Here is a 15,650-nt window from a genome sequence, read left to right on the forward strand (position 1 = left end):
TCCTCCTGGACTCGCAATGCCGCACGGGAGCGCATACCATCCCACTTCCATACGATCTCTTGCGACAAAGCCACGCTAGGCTGACAATGAACGGCAAAATTGCGGATCCACTGGATAAAACTTCCAACCCTGTCGAATCCGCTCCGGTTTCTCTTAAGCCTCCGCCAGCGGTGTATGCCACGACGCGCGATGGCGGCATCGATACGCTGCGCGGGGTGTCGATCCTGCTGGTGCTGTTGCACCACTTCAATATCGCGTATCCGCTGCGCGAAACGGCGCTGGGAGGCTATGCGATCTGGCCACTGCTGCAGGCCGTCGCGCGCAACGGCAACTACGGCGTGACGATCTTCTTCGTTATCTCGGGGTTTCTGATCACCCGCAATGCGCTCGAGCGTTGGGATCGGCTGGACGCCATCCGGCCGATCCCCTTCTGGCGGCTGCGCCTGGCGCGGATCGTGCCCACGCTGGTGTTGACGCTGGTGCTCGTCGACACGCTCGCGCTGGCTGGCCTGCCGCTATTCGGCAACCGTGCGGGCAGCGCGGTATCACTCTGGACCACCAATGCCGCCGCGCTCGGCGCCTGGATGAATGTGCTGGTCATCCGCGAAGGATGGATCAACTATGCCCTGGGCGTGATGTGGTCGCTGTCGGTCGAAATGGCCTTCTACCTGCTGTTCCCGCTGGCTTGCGTGTTGCTGCGGCGCGGCGCATGGTTGCTGGCGCTGGCCGGGTTGCTGATCGTGGCGGGGCCGCTCTACCGGCTGATGAATCAGGGCGATGCCGAAGCCTGGCTGTACGGCTATCTCGCCTGCTTTGACGCGATCGCCATCGGCTGCTGCGCGGCCGTGCTGGCGCGATCGCAGGCGTGGCCCGCGGTGCGGCGGACTTTCGTGCGTCCGGTTGCCGGCATCGCCATGGCCGCGCTCTACCTGGCGTGGCCGATCAGTCGGAGCAACGTTCTTGGCGTCTCGGCGATGGCGCTGGGAGCGGCGTTGTTGCTGCTGGGCCGTGACCAGGCGAGTCCGTCTTCAGCCGGTCCGGCCCGGCGCCTGCTGCGGCGCTGCGGGCGCGATTGCTACGAGATCTATCTGCTGCACCTGATCGTCCTGGGCCTGCTGCGCACTTACGCGCCGTCCGCGCATTACCAGGGGGCCGCCCGGCTGGGCTTGCTGTTGGTGTTTTTCGTCGGCTCGTCCGTGCTGGGCGCGCTGGTCTCACGCTGGTACTCCACGCCGCTGAACCGCGCACTGCGCGCTAGAACGGCGGGCAGGGCATAGCGACGCCCCATGATCCGCGGGCATGCATCGCCCTTGGCGTACGGCTAGCGGCCCAGCTGGCGCGTCAGGCCCAGGAACCGTTCGGCCAGCAGCATCAGGACCAGCGTCGACAGGACAATGACGCCTGACGCCGAGGCCACCCGCACGTCCAGGTTCGACGAGATCTGCTGCCACAGGTGTATCGGCAGCACTTCCGTCCGTTCGTCGGCCAGGAAGAGCGACACCGGCACATTGTCGAACGAAGACATGAACGCGAGGAAGGCGCCGGCGCCCACGCCCTTGGCGATCAGCGGCAGGGTGACCTTGCGGAAGGTGCGACTGTGGCTGGCGCCCAGGCTGCGTGACGCATCGCGCAGGACGGGGTCCACTTGCGACAGGGCGGCCAGCGTGGTGCGTATCACGAAAGGCACGCAGACCACCGTGTGGCCCAGCACCAGCAGGGCCATGTTCGGCCGCAGGCCGATGCCATAAAGAAAAACCAGCGCGGCGAAACCGAACGCGAGGGCGGGCAGGACCAGCGGCGACATGAACAGCGTGTCGGCCGCCTTGGCCCAGCGCGATTTCGCCGAGGACAGGCCCAGGGCCGCCGCCGTTCCGAGGATCGCCGACAGCAGCATCGTCCAGAAGGCCAGCACCAGGCTGTTCCAGGCGGCCTGCCGCATCTGGTCCGCGTCCAGCAGCTCCCGATACCAGCGCAGCGAATAGCCTTGCGGCGGGAACTGCAACGACTCGGACGCGGTGAACGAGGTCGCCAGGATGACGATCGTCGGCAGCACGAGCACGATCATCGCCAGTCCGGTCATCGTGCCGAACACCAGGCGCACGGAGTCGATCCTCCGTCCGAAAACGGGCGCGGGGCTAGGCATGGACGCGACTCCTTGTGAGATTGCCGACTTTGCCGGCGATGGCGATGACGGCCAGCACCGCGACCATGAAGATGATCGAAATGGCGGCGGCGTAGGGCCAATTGTTCGCGCCCATGGCTTCCTGGTAGATCCGCAGCGGCATGTACACCAGGCGGGCGCCGCCGATCAGCGTCTGCGTGACGAATGCCGTGACGGACGCGGCATAGGTCAGGATGCATCCGGCCAGGATGCCAGGTGCCGCCAGCGGCACGACGACCCGGCGCAAGGTGCGCCACGGTCCCGCGCCCAATGCCTGGGAGGCGTCCAGCAGATTGGGATCCAGCTTCGACAGCACCGTCATGATGGGCAGCACCATGAGCGGCATCTGGACCTGGGCCAGGACGATGATCACACCCGTCTCGGTGAACAGGAGGTTGACCGGGTCGCTGGTCAGGCCCAGCCATTGGAGCAATTGATTGACGATGCCGTGCCGGCCCAGGATGACGATCCACGCGAAAGTCCGGACGACGACGCTCGTCAGTATGGGCAGCACGATCAGCAGCGTCAGCGTGCTTTGCCAGCCCGCCCGCGCGCGCGCGGCGATCCAGGCCACGGGAAAGCCGAACAGCAGGCACACCGCGGTCACCTTGATGCCCAGCAGCAGGGTCTGCGCCAGGATGCGATCGTTGAAGCCGTCGGCGAAGAAGTCGCGGTAATGGGCGATCGATACCCGGCCCAGGGAGAACCCCTGCGCCTCGGTGCCGGCCTGCAGCGACAGGGCCAGCAGGACGAACAGCGGCGCGACGAAGCAGACGACAAACAGCGCCGCGAGTGGCAAGGCCAGGCGGCTTTCCGGTATGCGCATGGCGGGATCCTAGGTCTGCTGGATTTCCCGGTTGAAGCGGGCGATCAACTCGCTGCGTCGCGGATTGATCGCGGCCCAGTCGAAGCCGCGGATTTTGCCCAGGTCGTCCTGGGTCTTGGCGATGGCCTGCGTCACGGGTCCTTCCAGCGCCACCTTGCGATTGGTGGGAATCACGTCGTAGGGGGCCTTGAGCATCGCGGCCTGGACCGCCGGGTCCAGGTGGGTGTCGATGTACTGCACGGCCAGGTCCGGTTCCACCGCATTCGCCACCAGGTGCATGCTGGTTTTCCAGCCGGCGGCGCCGGTCGTGGGGATGGCCAGCTCCACCGGCACGCCCTTGCTCTTGAGCGTCTGCACGAAATTGAAGTTATAGGGCGCGATGTCGATCTGCTCCTGTTGCCACAGGGTCGCGAAAGCGCCCAGGTCGGCGGCCACCGCGCCCACGTTGGGCATCAATTCGCGGATCGCCTTGAACGCCGGATCGAAGTTGTCGGCGCTGCCGCCGCGCAGGCGGTTGAGTTCGGCCAGGAAGGCGATGCCCAGCTGGCTATTGAGCGCGGTCAGACCCACGCGCCCCTTGTACTTCGGATCCCACAGCTCGTCCCAGCTCGTGGGCGGCGTCTTGATGCGCTTGGGGTTGTAGCCTATGCCGATCACCTGCATGGAGATCGTCGGGCCCCATTGGCCCTGGAAGCCCGGCAGAAGGTCGGGATAGTTGGGCGACTGGGCGGCCGGGTAGGGCGCCAGGACGCCGGCCTTGATGGCGTCAGGGACTTGCGGTTCATCGAAGATGGCCACGTCGAAAGGCGGCTTGCCGCCCTTGGCTGCCGTCAGGCGAGCGACCTGGTCTTGCGCGAGCAGGATGGACTGCGTCACCGTGGCGCCGGTGCGCTGCTTGAAAGCGGGCGCCAGGATGGCGCGATGGGCTTCGCTCCAGGTGCCCGGGAACGTCGCCGCGACCAGCGATCGTCCCTGGGCGAGCAGGCGTCCTGGAAGGATGGCGCCGGCCCCCAGGCCCAGCGTGGCGAACAACATGCTGCGACGGCTGCGATTCAATTGCATGGTGATTCCTTGGGTCGAGAAGTGAGTGGGTACGCGGAACTAGGCGGGTCGGGGAAAGACCAGGCAGGCCTCCGGCGACACGGGCGCGATGCGGACCCGGGCGCCCGTTGCCAGCGGTTGCCGGGTGCGCTGCCGCGGCTGGCTGACCTTGATCGACACGCCCGTATCCAGCCGCACGCCGTAGACGACCTGCGGGCCGAGGGGCAGCACCGCGTCGACGCTGCCGGGCAGGCCGTCTTCACCACTGGCGTCCATGCCGCAGTGTTCGGGCCGTACCGATACCCGCACCGGCGCGCCGGGCGATAGTCCATGGCCGGGCGCGAGCCGCCACGTCGCACCGCCGGCGACTTCGACCGCGCGGCCGTCGGCGGCGACCTGCCCATCGAGCAGGTTGGTCGCCCCGACGAACGTGTTGACGAAAGGCGTGGCCGGCTGGTCGTAGATGCCGGCGGGCGTGGCGATCTGCTCGATCGCGCCCAGGTTCATCACGGCGATGCGGTCGGCCATCGACAGGGCTTCCTCCTGGTCGTGCGTGACGAGGATGGTGGTGATGCCGTACTCCCGCTGCAGGCGCTTGACTTCCATCTGCATGTCCAGCCGCAGGTTCTTGTCCAATGCGCCGAACGGCTCATCGAGCAGCAATATCTTCGGATCGACGGCCAGGCAACGAGCCAGCGCGATGCGCTGCTGCTGCCCGCCCGACAACTGCTTCGGCAGGCGCGCGCCATGCGCCTCCATGTGCACCATGGCCAGCATTTCGTCGACACGGGCGGCGATGCGCGCGCGCGGCCAGCCCCGGGCTTCCAGGCCATATCCGACGTTCTGCCTGACCGTCATGTGGGGAAACAGCGCGTAATTCTGGAAGACGATGCCGACGCCGCGCTTGTCCGCCGCCAGGTGATCGACCGGTACGCCGTCAAACAGCACGCGGCCGGAGGTCTGCCGCAGGAAGCCCGAGACGATGCGCAGCAAGGTCGACTTGCCGCAGCCCGATGGCCCGAGCAAGGCGACCAGTTCGCCGGCCCCGATCTCCAGGTCGACGTCGCGTACCGCTTCGAACGCCTGGAAACGGTGTCCGATGTGTTCCAGTCGCAGGGCGTGGCCGGCGCGCTTGTCCATTCAGCTTCCCCGGTAGGTGGAGTACGCCCAAGGCGTGGCGGTCAAGGGGATGTGGTAGTGCGACTCGGGCTCGGCGATGCCGAAAGCGACGCTGACCACGTCCAGGAATGGCGGTTCTTCCGCGCTCAGGCCCTGGGCGCGGAAATAGTCGCCCAGGTGGAAGCGCAGTTCATATTGACCCGTCGGCAGCGGGCCGCCATCCAGCAGCGGCTGTTCGGTGCGGCCTTTACGATCGGTGTTCCGGTCGGCCAGCAGGCGCTCGGCGCCGCCGGTCTCGAAGAGCTGGACGCGGACACCCTCGGCGGGCCGGCCGGACGTCGTATCCAGCACATGGGTGGTCAGGCGGCCGGCGATGTTCGCCATGCCGTGTCCTTCGATGCGGCCGGCCAGGCGCAAGCGCGTGATCCTGCCGATTTCGTCCAGCGCGGCCGCGAATTCGGTGTCGTGGTCATTGGCGAGACGCTTGGCGAAGATGCGCAGGGCGGACGCCCGCGTGTGCCGCCGGACGCACAGGATGAACGGAAACTCGAACTTGTGCCGGTACGCCTGGTTCAGCTCTTCCCAGCGAGCGGCCTCGTCCACAGAAAGGGCCGCCAGGGCCAGGCTCCCTTGCTCCAGGGTGGACTCCGCGCCCATGACGCCCATGCGCGCCGCCAGGCCGGCCAGTTCCGGATGCAGGACCAGGAATTCCAGGCATAGGCTGCGAGGCAGGCCCCGGACATGCGCCATCATGGCGGCATGCAGGGCGTCGGCATCGGCAAAGGGCCGCAGGCCCGCCACCGCGCGGGCGACCCAGGGGGCGTCTTCGAATACCGTACCCAGGAGTTCGACGAATTCCGCCTCGCTGCAGGTATTGAGGGCATCCAGGGTGACAGGTGTAGGCATGGCGAGCAGGGTGATGTGGGGTTGGCACATCTTAAGAAGCCCGAACCATTGCCGTCCATCAGCGATTAAGCAACAATCCATACTCAAAATTAGTATGGGAGCGCCCATGGGCCGATCCTTGATACCCACCGCGCTGCGCTACGTCGACCAGGTGGCGCGTTCGGGCTCGATACAGCGGGCCGCCCGGGAGCTCAATGTCGCGGCGTCCGCCATCAACCGGCAGCTGCTGCGGCTGGAAGAGGAACTGGGGGTGCCGCTGTTCGAGCGTATGCCGCGCGGCATGCGGCTGACGTCCTCGGGCGATGCCATCGTGTCCATGGCGCGGCGGTGGCGCAACGACGAACGCCGGGCGTCCGAGGACATCCGGAAACTGCAGGGGGTGCATCAAGGCCATGTGCGCCTGGTCGCCATGGGCAGCCATGTCGACGGCTTCCTGTCGGCATGGATCACGGACCTGGCCGCCGTGCACCCCAATATTTCGCTGTCGGTCGAGATCTGCAATACCGACGAGGCCAGCGCCGCCTTGCTCGACGGCACCGCCGACCTGGCGGCGGCGTTCAACCTGTCGCCGGGGCGCCATCTGCATGTCCTGTGGGAAAGCGAGCTGCCGCTGGGCTGCATCGTCGCGCCGGATCACCCGCTGGCGAACGAGGCGTCGGTCAGCCTGCAGGAAATCTGCGCGTATCCGGTGGCCTTGCAGAGCAAGAGCCTGTTCATTCGCCGCTATCTGGAATCGCATTACAGCTGGCTCTTCGGCGACAACCAGAACCGGATAGAGACCAACTCCCTGCCCCTGATCAAGAAGCTCGCCCGGACGGGACGCTACGTGTCCGTAACGTCGGAGCTCGATGCGGCGCCGGAACTGCTGGATGGCTGCCTGCGCTTCGTGCCGGTGCGGGACCAGGGCGCGGAACCGCAGGTCATCCGGGTGGCCATCGACGCGCGCAAGCCGTTGTCGCCGATCGTGAAGGTGACGGCGGAAACGCTGTCGGAAAGCATCAGGCTATGCCTGGAACAGGTCCGGGGCCGTGCGCAACGCCATCCGCCGGCCATCGCCGTGAAGGACTGATCGCATGCATATCTGGGTCGATGCGGATGCCTGTCCCGCCGTCATCAAGGAAATCCTGTATCGCGCGGCGCAGCGATGGCAGCGGTCCCTGACGCTGGTGGCCAACCAGATGCTGCGAACACCGCCGTCGCCGTTGATCCGGGCGGTGCAGGTGCCGCGTGGCTTCGACGTGGCCGATGACTACATCGTGCAGCACGTCGAGGCCGGGGACCTGGTCATCACCGGCGATATCCCGCTGGCGGCGCAGGTCCTGGACAAGCACGCCCAGGTGCTCAGCCCGCGCGGCGAGCGCTTTACGGCTGACACCATACGCGAGCGCCTGTCGATGCGCGACATGATGGAAGACCTGCGCAATGCCGGCGTCGACATCGGCGGACCCGCGGCGTTCAGCCAGGCCGATCGCCGCGCCTTCGGCAATGCGCTGGATCGGTTGATGCTCCAGGCGTCATCGCGGCCTAGGCGCTAGCCGGCCAGAAGGGGACCAGGGCGCTTATTTTTCGGCAAATACAAATCAAAGGCTGTATTTCAGATTTACAAACCACAGGCTGTAAACGCCTCAAGCCTGAGTTGTCCGCGCACGGCCCACGGCCGGGAGGCTGTGCCTTGTTGAGGCAGCCATTCATCCCGAATGCAACGTACGTTAATGCAGCGGGGCGTCGGCAACGGGACGACCGCAAATATCCCGGAACGTCTCGGAATCGCAGCGCATGCGGCCCGCAGGCGGGGATGGAGTTCACTCTTGCGCACGAAGGAAAACCTTTAATAGGATGGTGTCTTATTTAAGCTTAATACCTTTAACCTTAAATAACGCCATCCTAACTAAAGCTTGACTCCATGGCGAGCCGGGTAGGTTGATCCCGGTTCCCACGCCGGGATCACTTCTTCCCGACGTTGCCTCCGACTTCCTCGATGGCGGCAAGGTCCACGAGATTCGCGGGCATGCCAATGCCCGGGTTGCGGAACATGCGCTTGTTCTGGTGCGGGTAATCGCAGACGTCGTGGGGGAGCCGTTCGCCGACGACGATGCAGCGCAGGACTTCGGTCCCGGTGTTCCTGATCGAGTGGGCCAGGCCGCCTTTGCGGTAGCCCAGGAAATCGCCAGGGCCGATGGCGAACGACTCGTCTCCGATCAGCGCGGTTGCCGTGCCGCTCAGCACATACACGCATTCGTCTTCGTGATGATGAGCATGGTGCTCGGTCGTCTCGTGGCCCGGTTCGACCTCGATGATGTGGAAGCCGAAACCGGTCAGCCCGGTCGCGTCGCCCAGCGATTTATTGACACGCTTGGCGTTGGGATTCCTGAAATGGGTCTTGCCGAGGCCCGCCATTGCGGCGATTTCCTCGCTTTTCATCAGGTACGCGGTCATGGCAATGGCTCTTGAGAAGCAACGGAGAAGGATTCTACGGCCGCCCACGCCTGCGCGGCAGGGCGAATCCGCGCTTAGCGTCAGCCCGCCCGGGTGCTTAGTTCTGTCCCCAATTCTAACCGGCCCTCCGCCCTGGCATGGGTCAACGCTAATCCCCGCCGCGCGCGCCCGTTCTTATAATGGCAGCACAGAAGAAATAAAAAACGCGACAGGGTGCTGACGAGGAGAACGTTTTGTCGACGGCCATCAAGGTCTTTCACGGCCGGTTCGGACGGGTTGCGCTGCTCGACATGGACAAGCCGCTCATCCCGCACGCGCATCACCATTGCCATGTGCTGATCAAGGCCAGCGGCGCCGACACGTTCTTTTCGGTACGCGATCGCCTCAACCCGCTGACCGACGATACCGCCGTACTGGTCAACGCCTGGGAGCTGCATTCCTACGAGCATCCTGGCCCGCTGGCGCCGCGCACGGTCATCCTGGCGCTGTACATCGAACCTTCCTGGCTGGCGGACATCCAGCGCCAGCTCTGGGTGTCCGCCCATCCGCAGTTTTTCCCCCAGCCTTGCGTGGAGATCGCGCCCCGCATCCGCAAGCTGGCCGACGACCTGGCCATGGAGATGTACTTCGCCGACCAGATTTCGCCGCAGCGGCTGGAGGCGGTGCTGTTCGACCTGATGATCGCCGTCATCGATCCGTTCTCGGAATGGCGCAATCTGCGGGGAATCCCTTATAAGCACACCACGAACGCCATGGACCCGCGCATCCGGCGCGCCATGGCGTATATGCGGGAGAACATCGGCGCGCCCGTCGACATGGCCGCGCTGGCGACCCGCAGCGGGCTGTCGCGCGCGCATTTCTTCGAGCTGTTCCGGCGCAGCACCAGCCTGACGCCCAATGTGTTCAGCAACGTCTTGCGCATGGAGGCCGCTCTGCAGGCGCTGAGCCGGGGCGACACGACGCTGACCGATCTTTCCTACCGGTTGGGCTTTTCGGCGCCGGGGCACTTCACCCGTTTCTTTCGCCAGCACATCGGCACGGCGCCCATCGATTACCGCCGGGTCGTCCAGAGTTACGAAAATCAGACTCCAGGGTAAGTTGCCGGATTTTCCGGTAAGACGACCGATCCCTCTCCTGACTAAGCTGCCCCCAATACGAATGACAAGGACGGGCGGCTGAAGCCGCTGTCCAACGGGACGAGACTTGGATACTGGCCAGCAACGCGCCGTACGGCACGTGGGCGACGCCCGTCAGCGGATCGAGGACGATACCTTGCTGACCGGCAAGGGACGCTATGCCGACGACCTGGGCACCAAGCCCGGCACGCTGTACGCGGCCGTGCTGCGGTCGCCGCATGCGCACGCACGTCTGCTGCGGGTGGATGGGACCAGGGCCCTGGCGCTGCCCGGGGTGCATGCCATGCTCGCGGGCGACGACGTCCGCCGCTGGACGCGGCCCTTCGTGGTGGGCGTCAAGCAACCCATGGAGCACTGGTGCCTGGCCGTCGATACGGTCCGCTATGTCGGCGAGCCGGTGGCCGTGGTGGTCGCCGAAAGCCGCGCGCTGGCGGAAGACGCCCTGGAGCAATTGGAGGTCGAGTACGAGCCGCTCGATCCGGTGGTCGAGATAGAGGCGGCCATCGCCGACGACGCGCCCCTGTTGCATGAAAAGGTGGGCAGCAACATCGCCAGCGATCGCGTTTTCCGCTACGGCGATCCGGAGGCGGCGTTCGCGCAAGCGCCGCACAACGTGCAACTGACGGTGCGCTATCCGCGCAATTCGGGCACACCCATCGAATGCTTCGTGGTCTGCGCCGAGCACGTGTCGGACGACGACGGCTATGAAGTCCTCTCCAATTTCCAGGGGCCTTTCTCGCTGCATGCGGTGATGGCCCTGGCCTTGCAGATGCCCGCCGCGCGGCTGCGGCTGAAGACGCCGCCCGACTCCGGCGGCAGCTACGGCGTCAAGCAGGCAGTGTTTCCGTACATCGTGCTGATGTGCCTGGCCGCGCGCAAGGCCGGCGCCCCCGTCAAATGGGTGGAGGACCGCCTGGAGCATCTGGTGGCGGCGACGTCCGCGACGGGTCGCCTGACCACGCTGCGCGCCGCGGTCGAAGACGATGGCCGCATCACGGCCCTGGACTATGACCAGTTCGACGACGTCGGCGGCTATCTGCGCGCGCCCGAGCCGGCGACCTTCTACCGCATGCACGGCTGCCTGACCGGCGCCTACGACATTCCCAACCTGAGCGTGCGCAACCGGGTGGTGCTGACCAACAAGACGCCCGCCGGCCTGGTGCGCGGCTTCGGCGGGCCGCAGGTGTACTTCGCGCTGGAGCGCCTGGTCCAGCGCATCGCTGTCGAGCTCGGGCTGGATCCGCTGGACGTGTATCGGCGCAACTTCGTGCAGCCGGGCGCCTTTCCCTATCGCGCGGCGGCCGGCGCGCTGCTGGACTCTGGCAATTATCCCAAGGCCCTGGCGCTGGCGGTGGAGCAGGGTGGCTTGCATGAACTGCTGGCGCGGCGCGAGGCCGCCCGCCGCGAAGGCCGCCTGTATGGCATCGGCTATGCGGCCATCGTCGAGCCGTCCATCTCCAACATGGGCTATATCACCACGGCCTTGACGCCCGAGCAGCGCGCCAAGGCCGGGCCGAAGAATGGCGCGCTGGCCGCCGCCACGGTCGCGATCGATCTGCTTGGCGGTGTGACGGCCGTCATCGATTCGACGCCGCAGGGCCAGGGGCACCGCACGGTGGCCGCGCAGATCGTGGCCGACGTGCTCGGGCTGGATCCGTCGGAGATCACCGTGAACGCGGAGCTGGATACGCAAAAGGACGCGTGGTCGGTGGCGGCGGGAAACTACTCCAGCCGCTTTGCCGGGGCGGTCGCGGGGACGCTGCATCTGGCGGCGGTGCAGGTGCGCGACAAGCTGGCGCGCATCGCCGCCGGGCAGTTCGGCTGCGCCCCGCAGGACGTGCGCTTCGCCGGCGGCAAGGTCTTTGCCGAAGGGCGTGCCGACAAGGCCTTGCCGTTCGCCCGCCTGTCCAGCGGGGCGCACTGGGCGCCCGCGCTGCTCCCGCCGGGGGAAGATCCCAGCCTGCGGGCGACCGTGTTCTGGACGCCCGAACAGCTGACCGCGCCTACCGAGGACGATCGCATCAACACGTCGGCCGCCTATGGATTCGTGTTCGACATCTGCGCGGTCGAAGTCGATCGCGATACGGGGCAGGTCCGCATCGATCGCTACGTGACCTGCCACGACGCCGGCCGCATCCTGAATCCGGCGCTGGCCGATGGACAGATCCGCGGGGCCTATGCGCAGGGCCTGGGCGCGGCGCTGATGGAAGAGTTCGTCTACGGACCGGATGGCAGTTTCCTGTCGGGCACGCTGGCGGACTATACGGTGCCGACCGCCTGCGAAGTGCCCGAGCCGGTGATCGTCCACATGGAAACGCCGTCGCCTTTCACACCGCTGGGCGCCAAGGGCCTGGGAGAAGGCAACAACATGAGCACGCCGGTCTGCATCGCCAATGCGGTTGCCGACGCGCTGGACGTGGCGGACGTGCGCCTGCCGTTGAGTTCGTCGCGGGTCATGGACCTGATCGGCATGGCCGATCCCCCGCCTGCCGGCGGGGCGCCCGCGCGGGCGGGCGGATCGATGGCTGGCGAGTCACCGGCCGGTGGAACGCCAACCGCCGGGGCCTCCGGCGCGGGGACAGCCGCCGGGTCGTCCGCGGCCGCGCCCGCCGGAAAGGGGCGCGGGCTGACCGCGCGCGGCGAGGTGCGCTTGCAGGCGCCGCCGCAAGCCGTCTACGACGTGCTTCTGGACCCCGACAGCCTGGCCCGCGTCATCCCCGGCTGCCATGCCTTGCAGCCGGCCGGGCCCAATCGCTACCGCGCGGATGTGACGATCGGCGTGGGCCTGGTCAAGGCGCGCTATGCCGCCGAGATCGCGCTTTCCGACCTCGAGCCGCCGCATCGCCTGCGGCTGTCCGGCTCGGGAATTTCATCGCTGGGCACGGCACGTGGCAGCGGCAGCGTGGAGCTGGAGCCGCAGGGTTCGGGCACGCTGCTGCGCTACGACTACCAGGCCGAAGTCAGCGGCAAGGTGGCCGCGGTGGGAGGACGCATGCTGGAAGGCGCCGCCAGGATCGTACTGGCGCAGCTCTTCGAGAAACTGGGCAGCCAGGCCGGCGCGCCGGCCGGCGGCCACGCCGCCGGGCAATCGCCGGCCGTGCCGCTCTGGCGGCGCCTGCTGCGTTGGATGGGGATATCCAGATGAAGCCTCCCGTCTTCGATTACCGCCGCTGCGACACCGTCGACGAGGCGCTGGCCCTGCTCGACGAATACGGCGACGACGCCCGCGTGCTGGCGGGCGGCCAGTCGCTGATGGCCGTGCTGAACATGCGCCTGGCGCAGCCGCGCGTACTGGTCGACATTTCCCGCGTGAAAGGCCTGGACTACGTGCGCGCCGAGAATGGCTTCCTGGCGATCGGCGCATCGGCCACGCAGGCCTCCGTCGAGTGGCGCGCCAGCCTGTCGCGGGAAGTGCCGCTGCTGGCGCTCGCCTTTCCCAGGATTTCGCATTTCCAGATCCGCAACCGGGGCACCGTATGCGGGTCGGTGGCGCACGCCGATCCCAGCGCGGAGCTGCCGCTGGCGCTGGCGGCCTTGGGCGGCAAGGTCAGGCTGCGATCGCGAAAGGGGCGCCGTGAACTGGAAGCTGAAGCATTCTTCCAGGGAATGCTGACCACCGCGCGCCGCCACGACGAACTGCTGGAGGACGTGCACTATCCCTTGCACCGTCCGGGAACCCGCTATGCCTTCGCCGAAGTCAGCCGCAGGCACGGCGACTTCGCCATCGTCGCCTGCGCGGCCGTGGCGGACGAGCGCGAGATACGCCTGGCCGTGGGCGGTGTGGCCGACCGCCCGCGCGTGTTGACCTTGCCGCGATTGGACGCGAGCGAACTGGCGAGCGCCATCAACGATTTCGCGTGGCAGCTGGATGCCCAGGACGATCCGCATGCCACCGCGGTGTATCGCCGCCACCTGGTGCGCAACCTGGGACGGCGCGTGATAGAGGAAGCTACCCGATGAAAGCTCTGGACCGGGGACAGCGCGACACCATCGCCATCACCCTGAACGGCAAGGCGCGCACGGGCGCATGCGACAACCGCACGCTGTTGGCGGATTTCCTGCGCCACGAACTGGGCGCGACCGGCACCCACGTCGGCTGCGAACACGGCGTGTGCGGCGCGTGCACGGTGCAGGTCGGCGGCGTGGCCATGCGGTCCTGCATGATGCTGGCGGTGCAGGCGGAAGGCCTGCGCGTGGACACCGTGGAAGGGCTGGCGCGGAAGCACCAGTCCGAAACCGCCATGGGCGACCTGCAGGCCGCCTTCAAGCGCAACCACGCCCTGCAATGCGGATTCTGCACGTCCGGGATACTCATGACCTGCGACGATTTCCTGGCGCGCGTGCCCGATCCCACCGAACAGCAGGTCCGGGAAACCTTGTCGGGACATCTGTGCCGTTGCACCGGGTACACCAATATCGTCCGCGCGGTGATGGAAACGGCGCGCGAACGCCTGGCCAGGACCCATCTTGGCGGAGGCGACGCGGATGCTTGACCTGGGACGCACCTTCCTGCAAAGCGTGGAGCGCAGTCCGGCGGCCCTGGCCATCGTGGACGGCGCGGTGCGGCGCAGCTACGGCGAGTGGCATGAAGACGTGCGGGCCGCCGCCGCCGGACTGGCCGGCCTGGGACTGGGGCGCGGCGATCATCTGTTGATGGTGCTGCGCAATCGCTGGGAAATGGCCACCCTGCACTGGGCCTGCCAGTTCCTGGGCGTGATCTCGACGCCGCTGAACTGGCGCGCCAAGGGCGACGAGATCGAATACTGCCTGCGCGATTCGGGTGCCCGTGCGATTGCCTACGAAAGCGTCAGCGCCGACGCGGTGGCGCTTTCTCCCGCCGCCGGCGCCTTGCCGCGCATCGTGGTGGGCGAAGACGCCGGTCCGGGCCTGTCGTTCGCCGACTTGCTGCGCGGCGGCGCCGACGTTGCAGACGCGGATACGCCACGGGCAAGCGCCGAGGACATATCGCTCATGTTGTACACCTCGGGCACCACCGGCAAGCCCAAGGGCGTGCCGCGCCGGCATCGCCAGGAGCGCGCCGCGGCGCTGGCCCACGTCGCGCAGAATACCTACCGGGTGGGCGAACGCACGCTGGGCGTCATGCCGCTGTATCACACCATGGGCGTGCGCTCGCTGCTGTCGATGGCGCTGGTCGACGGCCTGTTCGTCTGCATCCCCAAGTACGATCCCGCGGCGGTGCTGCGCGCCATCCAGGACGAAGCCATCACCACGCTGTACCTGGTTCCCACGCTGTATCACGACATCCTGGGCCACGAGGATTTTCCGCGCACCGATATATCGTCGGTGCGGAAGATCGGCTTCGCCGGCGCGCCCATGCACGACGCCCTGCTCAAGCGGCTGGACGCGGCGTTCCAGCCCGCCCTGTTCGCCAATCACTACGGGTCGTCGGAAGTCTATACCTGCACGGTCAACCAGGACGCGCCGCGCAAGGCCGGCTGCGCGGGCCGTGCCGGCATCAATACCCGCATCCGCGTGGTGCGCCTGGATGCCGCCGGACCGGACGACCTGGCGCGCCAGGGCGAAGAAGGACAGATCATCGCCGACCTGGCCGGCGACGAAGCCTTCGAAGGCTATTGGAATCGCCCGGACGCGGACGCCAAGGCCCTGCGCGGCGGCTGGTACTTCACCGGCGATACCGGCTATCTCGACGCCGACGGCGATCTCTACGTGACCGGCCGGGTCGACGACATGATCATTTCCGGCGGTGAAAACATATCGCCTGTCGAAATCGAATCGCTGCTCTCGCTGCATCCCGCGGTCGACGAGGTCGCCGTGGTGGGCCTGCCGGACGAGCGCTGGGGCCAACGGGTCGTCGCCTTCGTCAAGCGCCGCCAGCCGGTGGATGCCGGGGCGCTGGACGCCCATTGCCGGGAGTCCGACCTGGTCAATTTCAAGCGCCCGCGCGACTATGTTTTCGTGCAGGTCATCCCCAAATCGCCCGTGGGCAAGATCCTGCGCCGCCTGCTGGTGGCCGGGGAGTTCGAGCGGGATCCATCCTGATCCC

14 protein-coding genes and 1 pseudogene are annotated in these 15,650 nt (G+C 67.0%); 8 read left to right on the forward strand and 7 right to left on the reverse strand.

The window, feature by feature from the left end; genetic code table 11:
* Positions 1-170 precede the first annotated feature (170 nt).
* Positions 171-1,277, forward strand: a complete 1,107-nt coding sequence (locus tag CAL26_RS02490) for an acyltransferase family protein (protein WP_094845333.1) — start codon at positions 171-173, stop codon at positions 1,275-1,277.
* A gap of 44 nt (positions 1,278-1,321) precedes the next feature.
* Here CAL26_RS02490 and CAL26_RS02495 read toward each other — a convergent pair whose 3' ends face one another.
* From CAL26_RS02495 to uraD, 6 genes and pseudogenes are all read right to left on the reverse strand, one after another.
* Positions 1,322-2,143 (reverse strand): ABC transporter permease, encoded by an 822-nt coding sequence (locus tag CAL26_RS02495; protein WP_094845334.1) that lies wholly within the window; start codon positions 2,141-2,143, stop codon positions 1,322-1,324.
* Entirely contained in the window at positions 2,136-2,987 is an 852-nt protein-coding gene (locus tag CAL26_RS02500; RefSeq protein WP_094845335.1) for an ABC transporter permease, read from the reverse strand. Before CAL26_RS02500 ends, CAL26_RS02495 begins: the two co-directional genes overlap by 8 nt.
* 9 nt (positions 2,988-2,996) lie before the next feature.
* The gene (locus tag CAL26_RS02505; RefSeq protein ID WP_094845336.1) at positions 2,997-4,049 is read right to left on the reverse strand and encodes an ABC transporter substrate-binding protein; all 1,053 of its coding nucleotides are present in this window, start codon (positions 4,047-4,049) and stop codon (positions 2,997-2,999) included.
* Positions 4,050-4,088: 39 nt separating this feature from the next.
* A complete protein-coding gene (locus CAL26_RS02510) occupies positions 4,089-5,168 on the reverse strand; it encodes an ABC transporter ATP-binding protein (protein ID WP_094845337.1) in 1,080 nt (359 codons plus the stop codon).
* Positions 5,169-5,531, reverse strand: a complete 363-nt coding sequence (uraH, locus tag CAL26_RS28435) for a hydroxyisourate hydrolase (RefSeq protein WP_218831508.1) — start codon at positions 5,529-5,531, stop codon at positions 5,169-5,171.
* A 33-nt stretch (positions 5,532-5,564) separates the two neighbouring features.
* Positions 5,565-6,161: pseudogene (gene uraD, locus CAL26_RS28440) on the reverse strand (2-oxo-4-hydroxy-4-carboxy-5-ureidoimidazoline decarboxylase); the annotation flags it as partial.
* Here uraD and CAL26_RS02520 point away from each other — a divergent pair.
* Entirely contained in the window at positions 6,160-7,122 is a 963-nt protein-coding gene (locus tag CAL26_RS02520; protein WP_179283220.1) for a LysR family transcriptional regulator, read from the forward strand. The pseudogene uraD and the gene CAL26_RS02520 overlap by 2 nt on opposite strands.
* A gap of 4 nt (positions 7,123-7,126) precedes the next feature.
* Positions 7,127-7,588, forward strand: coding sequence for a YaiI/YqxD family protein (locus CAL26_RS02525; protein WP_094845339.1), 462 nt, complete (start codon positions 7,127-7,129; stop codon positions 7,586-7,588).
* 409 nt (positions 7,589-7,997) lie between these two features.
* On the opposite strand, the gene CAL26_RS02530 is transcribed toward CAL26_RS02525, so the two are convergent.
* Entirely contained in the window at positions 7,998-8,489 is a 492-nt protein-coding gene (locus CAL26_RS02530; RefSeq protein ID WP_179283221.1) for a cupin domain-containing protein, read from the reverse strand.
* Between the two features lie 233 nt (positions 8,490-8,722).
* Here CAL26_RS02530 and CAL26_RS02535 point away from each other — a divergent pair, with 233 nt between their 5' ends.
* From CAL26_RS02535 to CAL26_RS02555, 5 genes are all read left to right on the forward strand, one after another.
* Positions 8,723-9,586: an AraC family transcriptional regulator gene (locus CAL26_RS02535; RefSeq protein WP_094845340.1), complete on the forward strand. Its 864-nt coding sequence runs from the start codon at positions 8,723-8,725 to the stop codon at positions 9,584-9,586.
* A gap of 106 nt (positions 9,587-9,692) precedes the next feature.
* Positions 9,693-12,770 carry a xanthine dehydrogenase family protein molybdopterin-binding subunit gene (locus CAL26_RS02540; RefSeq protein WP_094845341.1) on the forward strand — a complete coding sequence of 1,026 codons (3,078 nt, stop codon included), beginning with the start codon at positions 9,693-9,695 and terminating at the stop codon, positions 12,768-12,770.
* A complete protein-coding gene (locus tag CAL26_RS02545; RefSeq protein WP_094845342.1) occupies positions 12,767-13,585 on the forward strand; it encodes an FAD binding domain-containing protein in 819 nt (272 codons plus the stop codon). Before CAL26_RS02540 ends, CAL26_RS02545 begins: the two co-directional genes overlap by 4 nt.
* Positions 13,582-14,118, forward strand: coding sequence for a (2Fe-2S)-binding protein (locus CAL26_RS02550; RefSeq protein ID WP_094845343.1), 537 nt, complete (start codon positions 13,582-13,584; stop codon positions 14,116-14,118). Before CAL26_RS02545 ends, CAL26_RS02550 begins: the two co-directional genes overlap by 4 nt.
* A complete protein-coding gene (locus CAL26_RS02555) occupies positions 14,111-15,646 on the forward strand; it encodes an AMP-binding protein (RefSeq protein ID WP_094845344.1) in 1,536 nt (511 codons plus the stop codon). The genes CAL26_RS02550 and CAL26_RS02555 overlap by 8 nt, the downstream gene beginning before the upstream one ends.
* The last annotated feature ends 4 nt before the right edge of the window (positions 15,647-15,650 follow it).

It is taken from the genome of Bordetella genomosp. 9 (genome assembly GCF_002261425.1).
Classification (GTDB): domain Bacteria; phylum Pseudomonadota; class Gammaproteobacteria; order Burkholderiales; family Burkholderiaceae_B; genus Bordetella_C.

Coding starts and splice junctions, on each gene's coding strand:
- CAL26_RS02495 (WP_094845334.1), bottom strand. CDS start 2,143: ATGCCTAGCCCCGCGCCCGTTTTCGGACGGAGGATCGACTCCGTGCGC.
- CAL26_RS02500 (WP_094845335.1), bottom strand. CDS start 2,987: ATGCGCATACCGGAAAGCCGCCTGGCCTTGCCACTCGCGGCGCTGTTT.
- CAL26_RS02505 (WP_094845336.1), bottom strand. CDS start 4,049: ATGCAATTGAATCGCAGCCGTCGCAGCATGTTGTTCGCCACGCTGGGC.
- CAL26_RS02510 (WP_094845337.1), bottom strand. CDS start 5,168: ATGGACAAGCGCGCCGGCCACGCCCTGCGACTGGAACACATCGGACAC.
- uraH (WP_218831508.1), bottom strand. CDS start 5,531: ATGGCGAACATCGCCGGCCGCCTGACCACCCATGTGCTGGATACGACG.
- CAL26_RS02520 (WP_179283220.1), top strand. CDS start 6,160: ATGGGCCGATCCTTGATACCCACCGCGCTGCGCTACGTCGACCAGGTG.
- CAL26_RS02525 (WP_094845339.1), top strand. CDS start 7,127: ATGCATATCTGGGTCGATGCGGATGCCTGTCCCGCCGTCATCAAGGAA.
- CAL26_RS02530 (WP_179283221.1), bottom strand. CDS start 8,489: ATGACCGCGTACCTGATGAAAAGCGAGGAAATCGCCGCAATGGCGGGC.
- CAL26_RS02545 (WP_094845342.1), top strand. CDS start 12,767: ATGAAGCCTCCCGTCTTCGATTACCGCCGCTGCGACACCGTCGACGAG.
- CAL26_RS02550 (WP_094845343.1), top strand. CDS start 13,582: ATGAAAGCTCTGGACCGGGGACAGCGCGACACCATCGCCATCACCCTG.
- CAL26_RS02555 (WP_094845344.1), top strand. CDS start 14,111: ATGCTTGACCTGGGACGCACCTTCCTGCAAAGCGTGGAGCGCAGTCCG.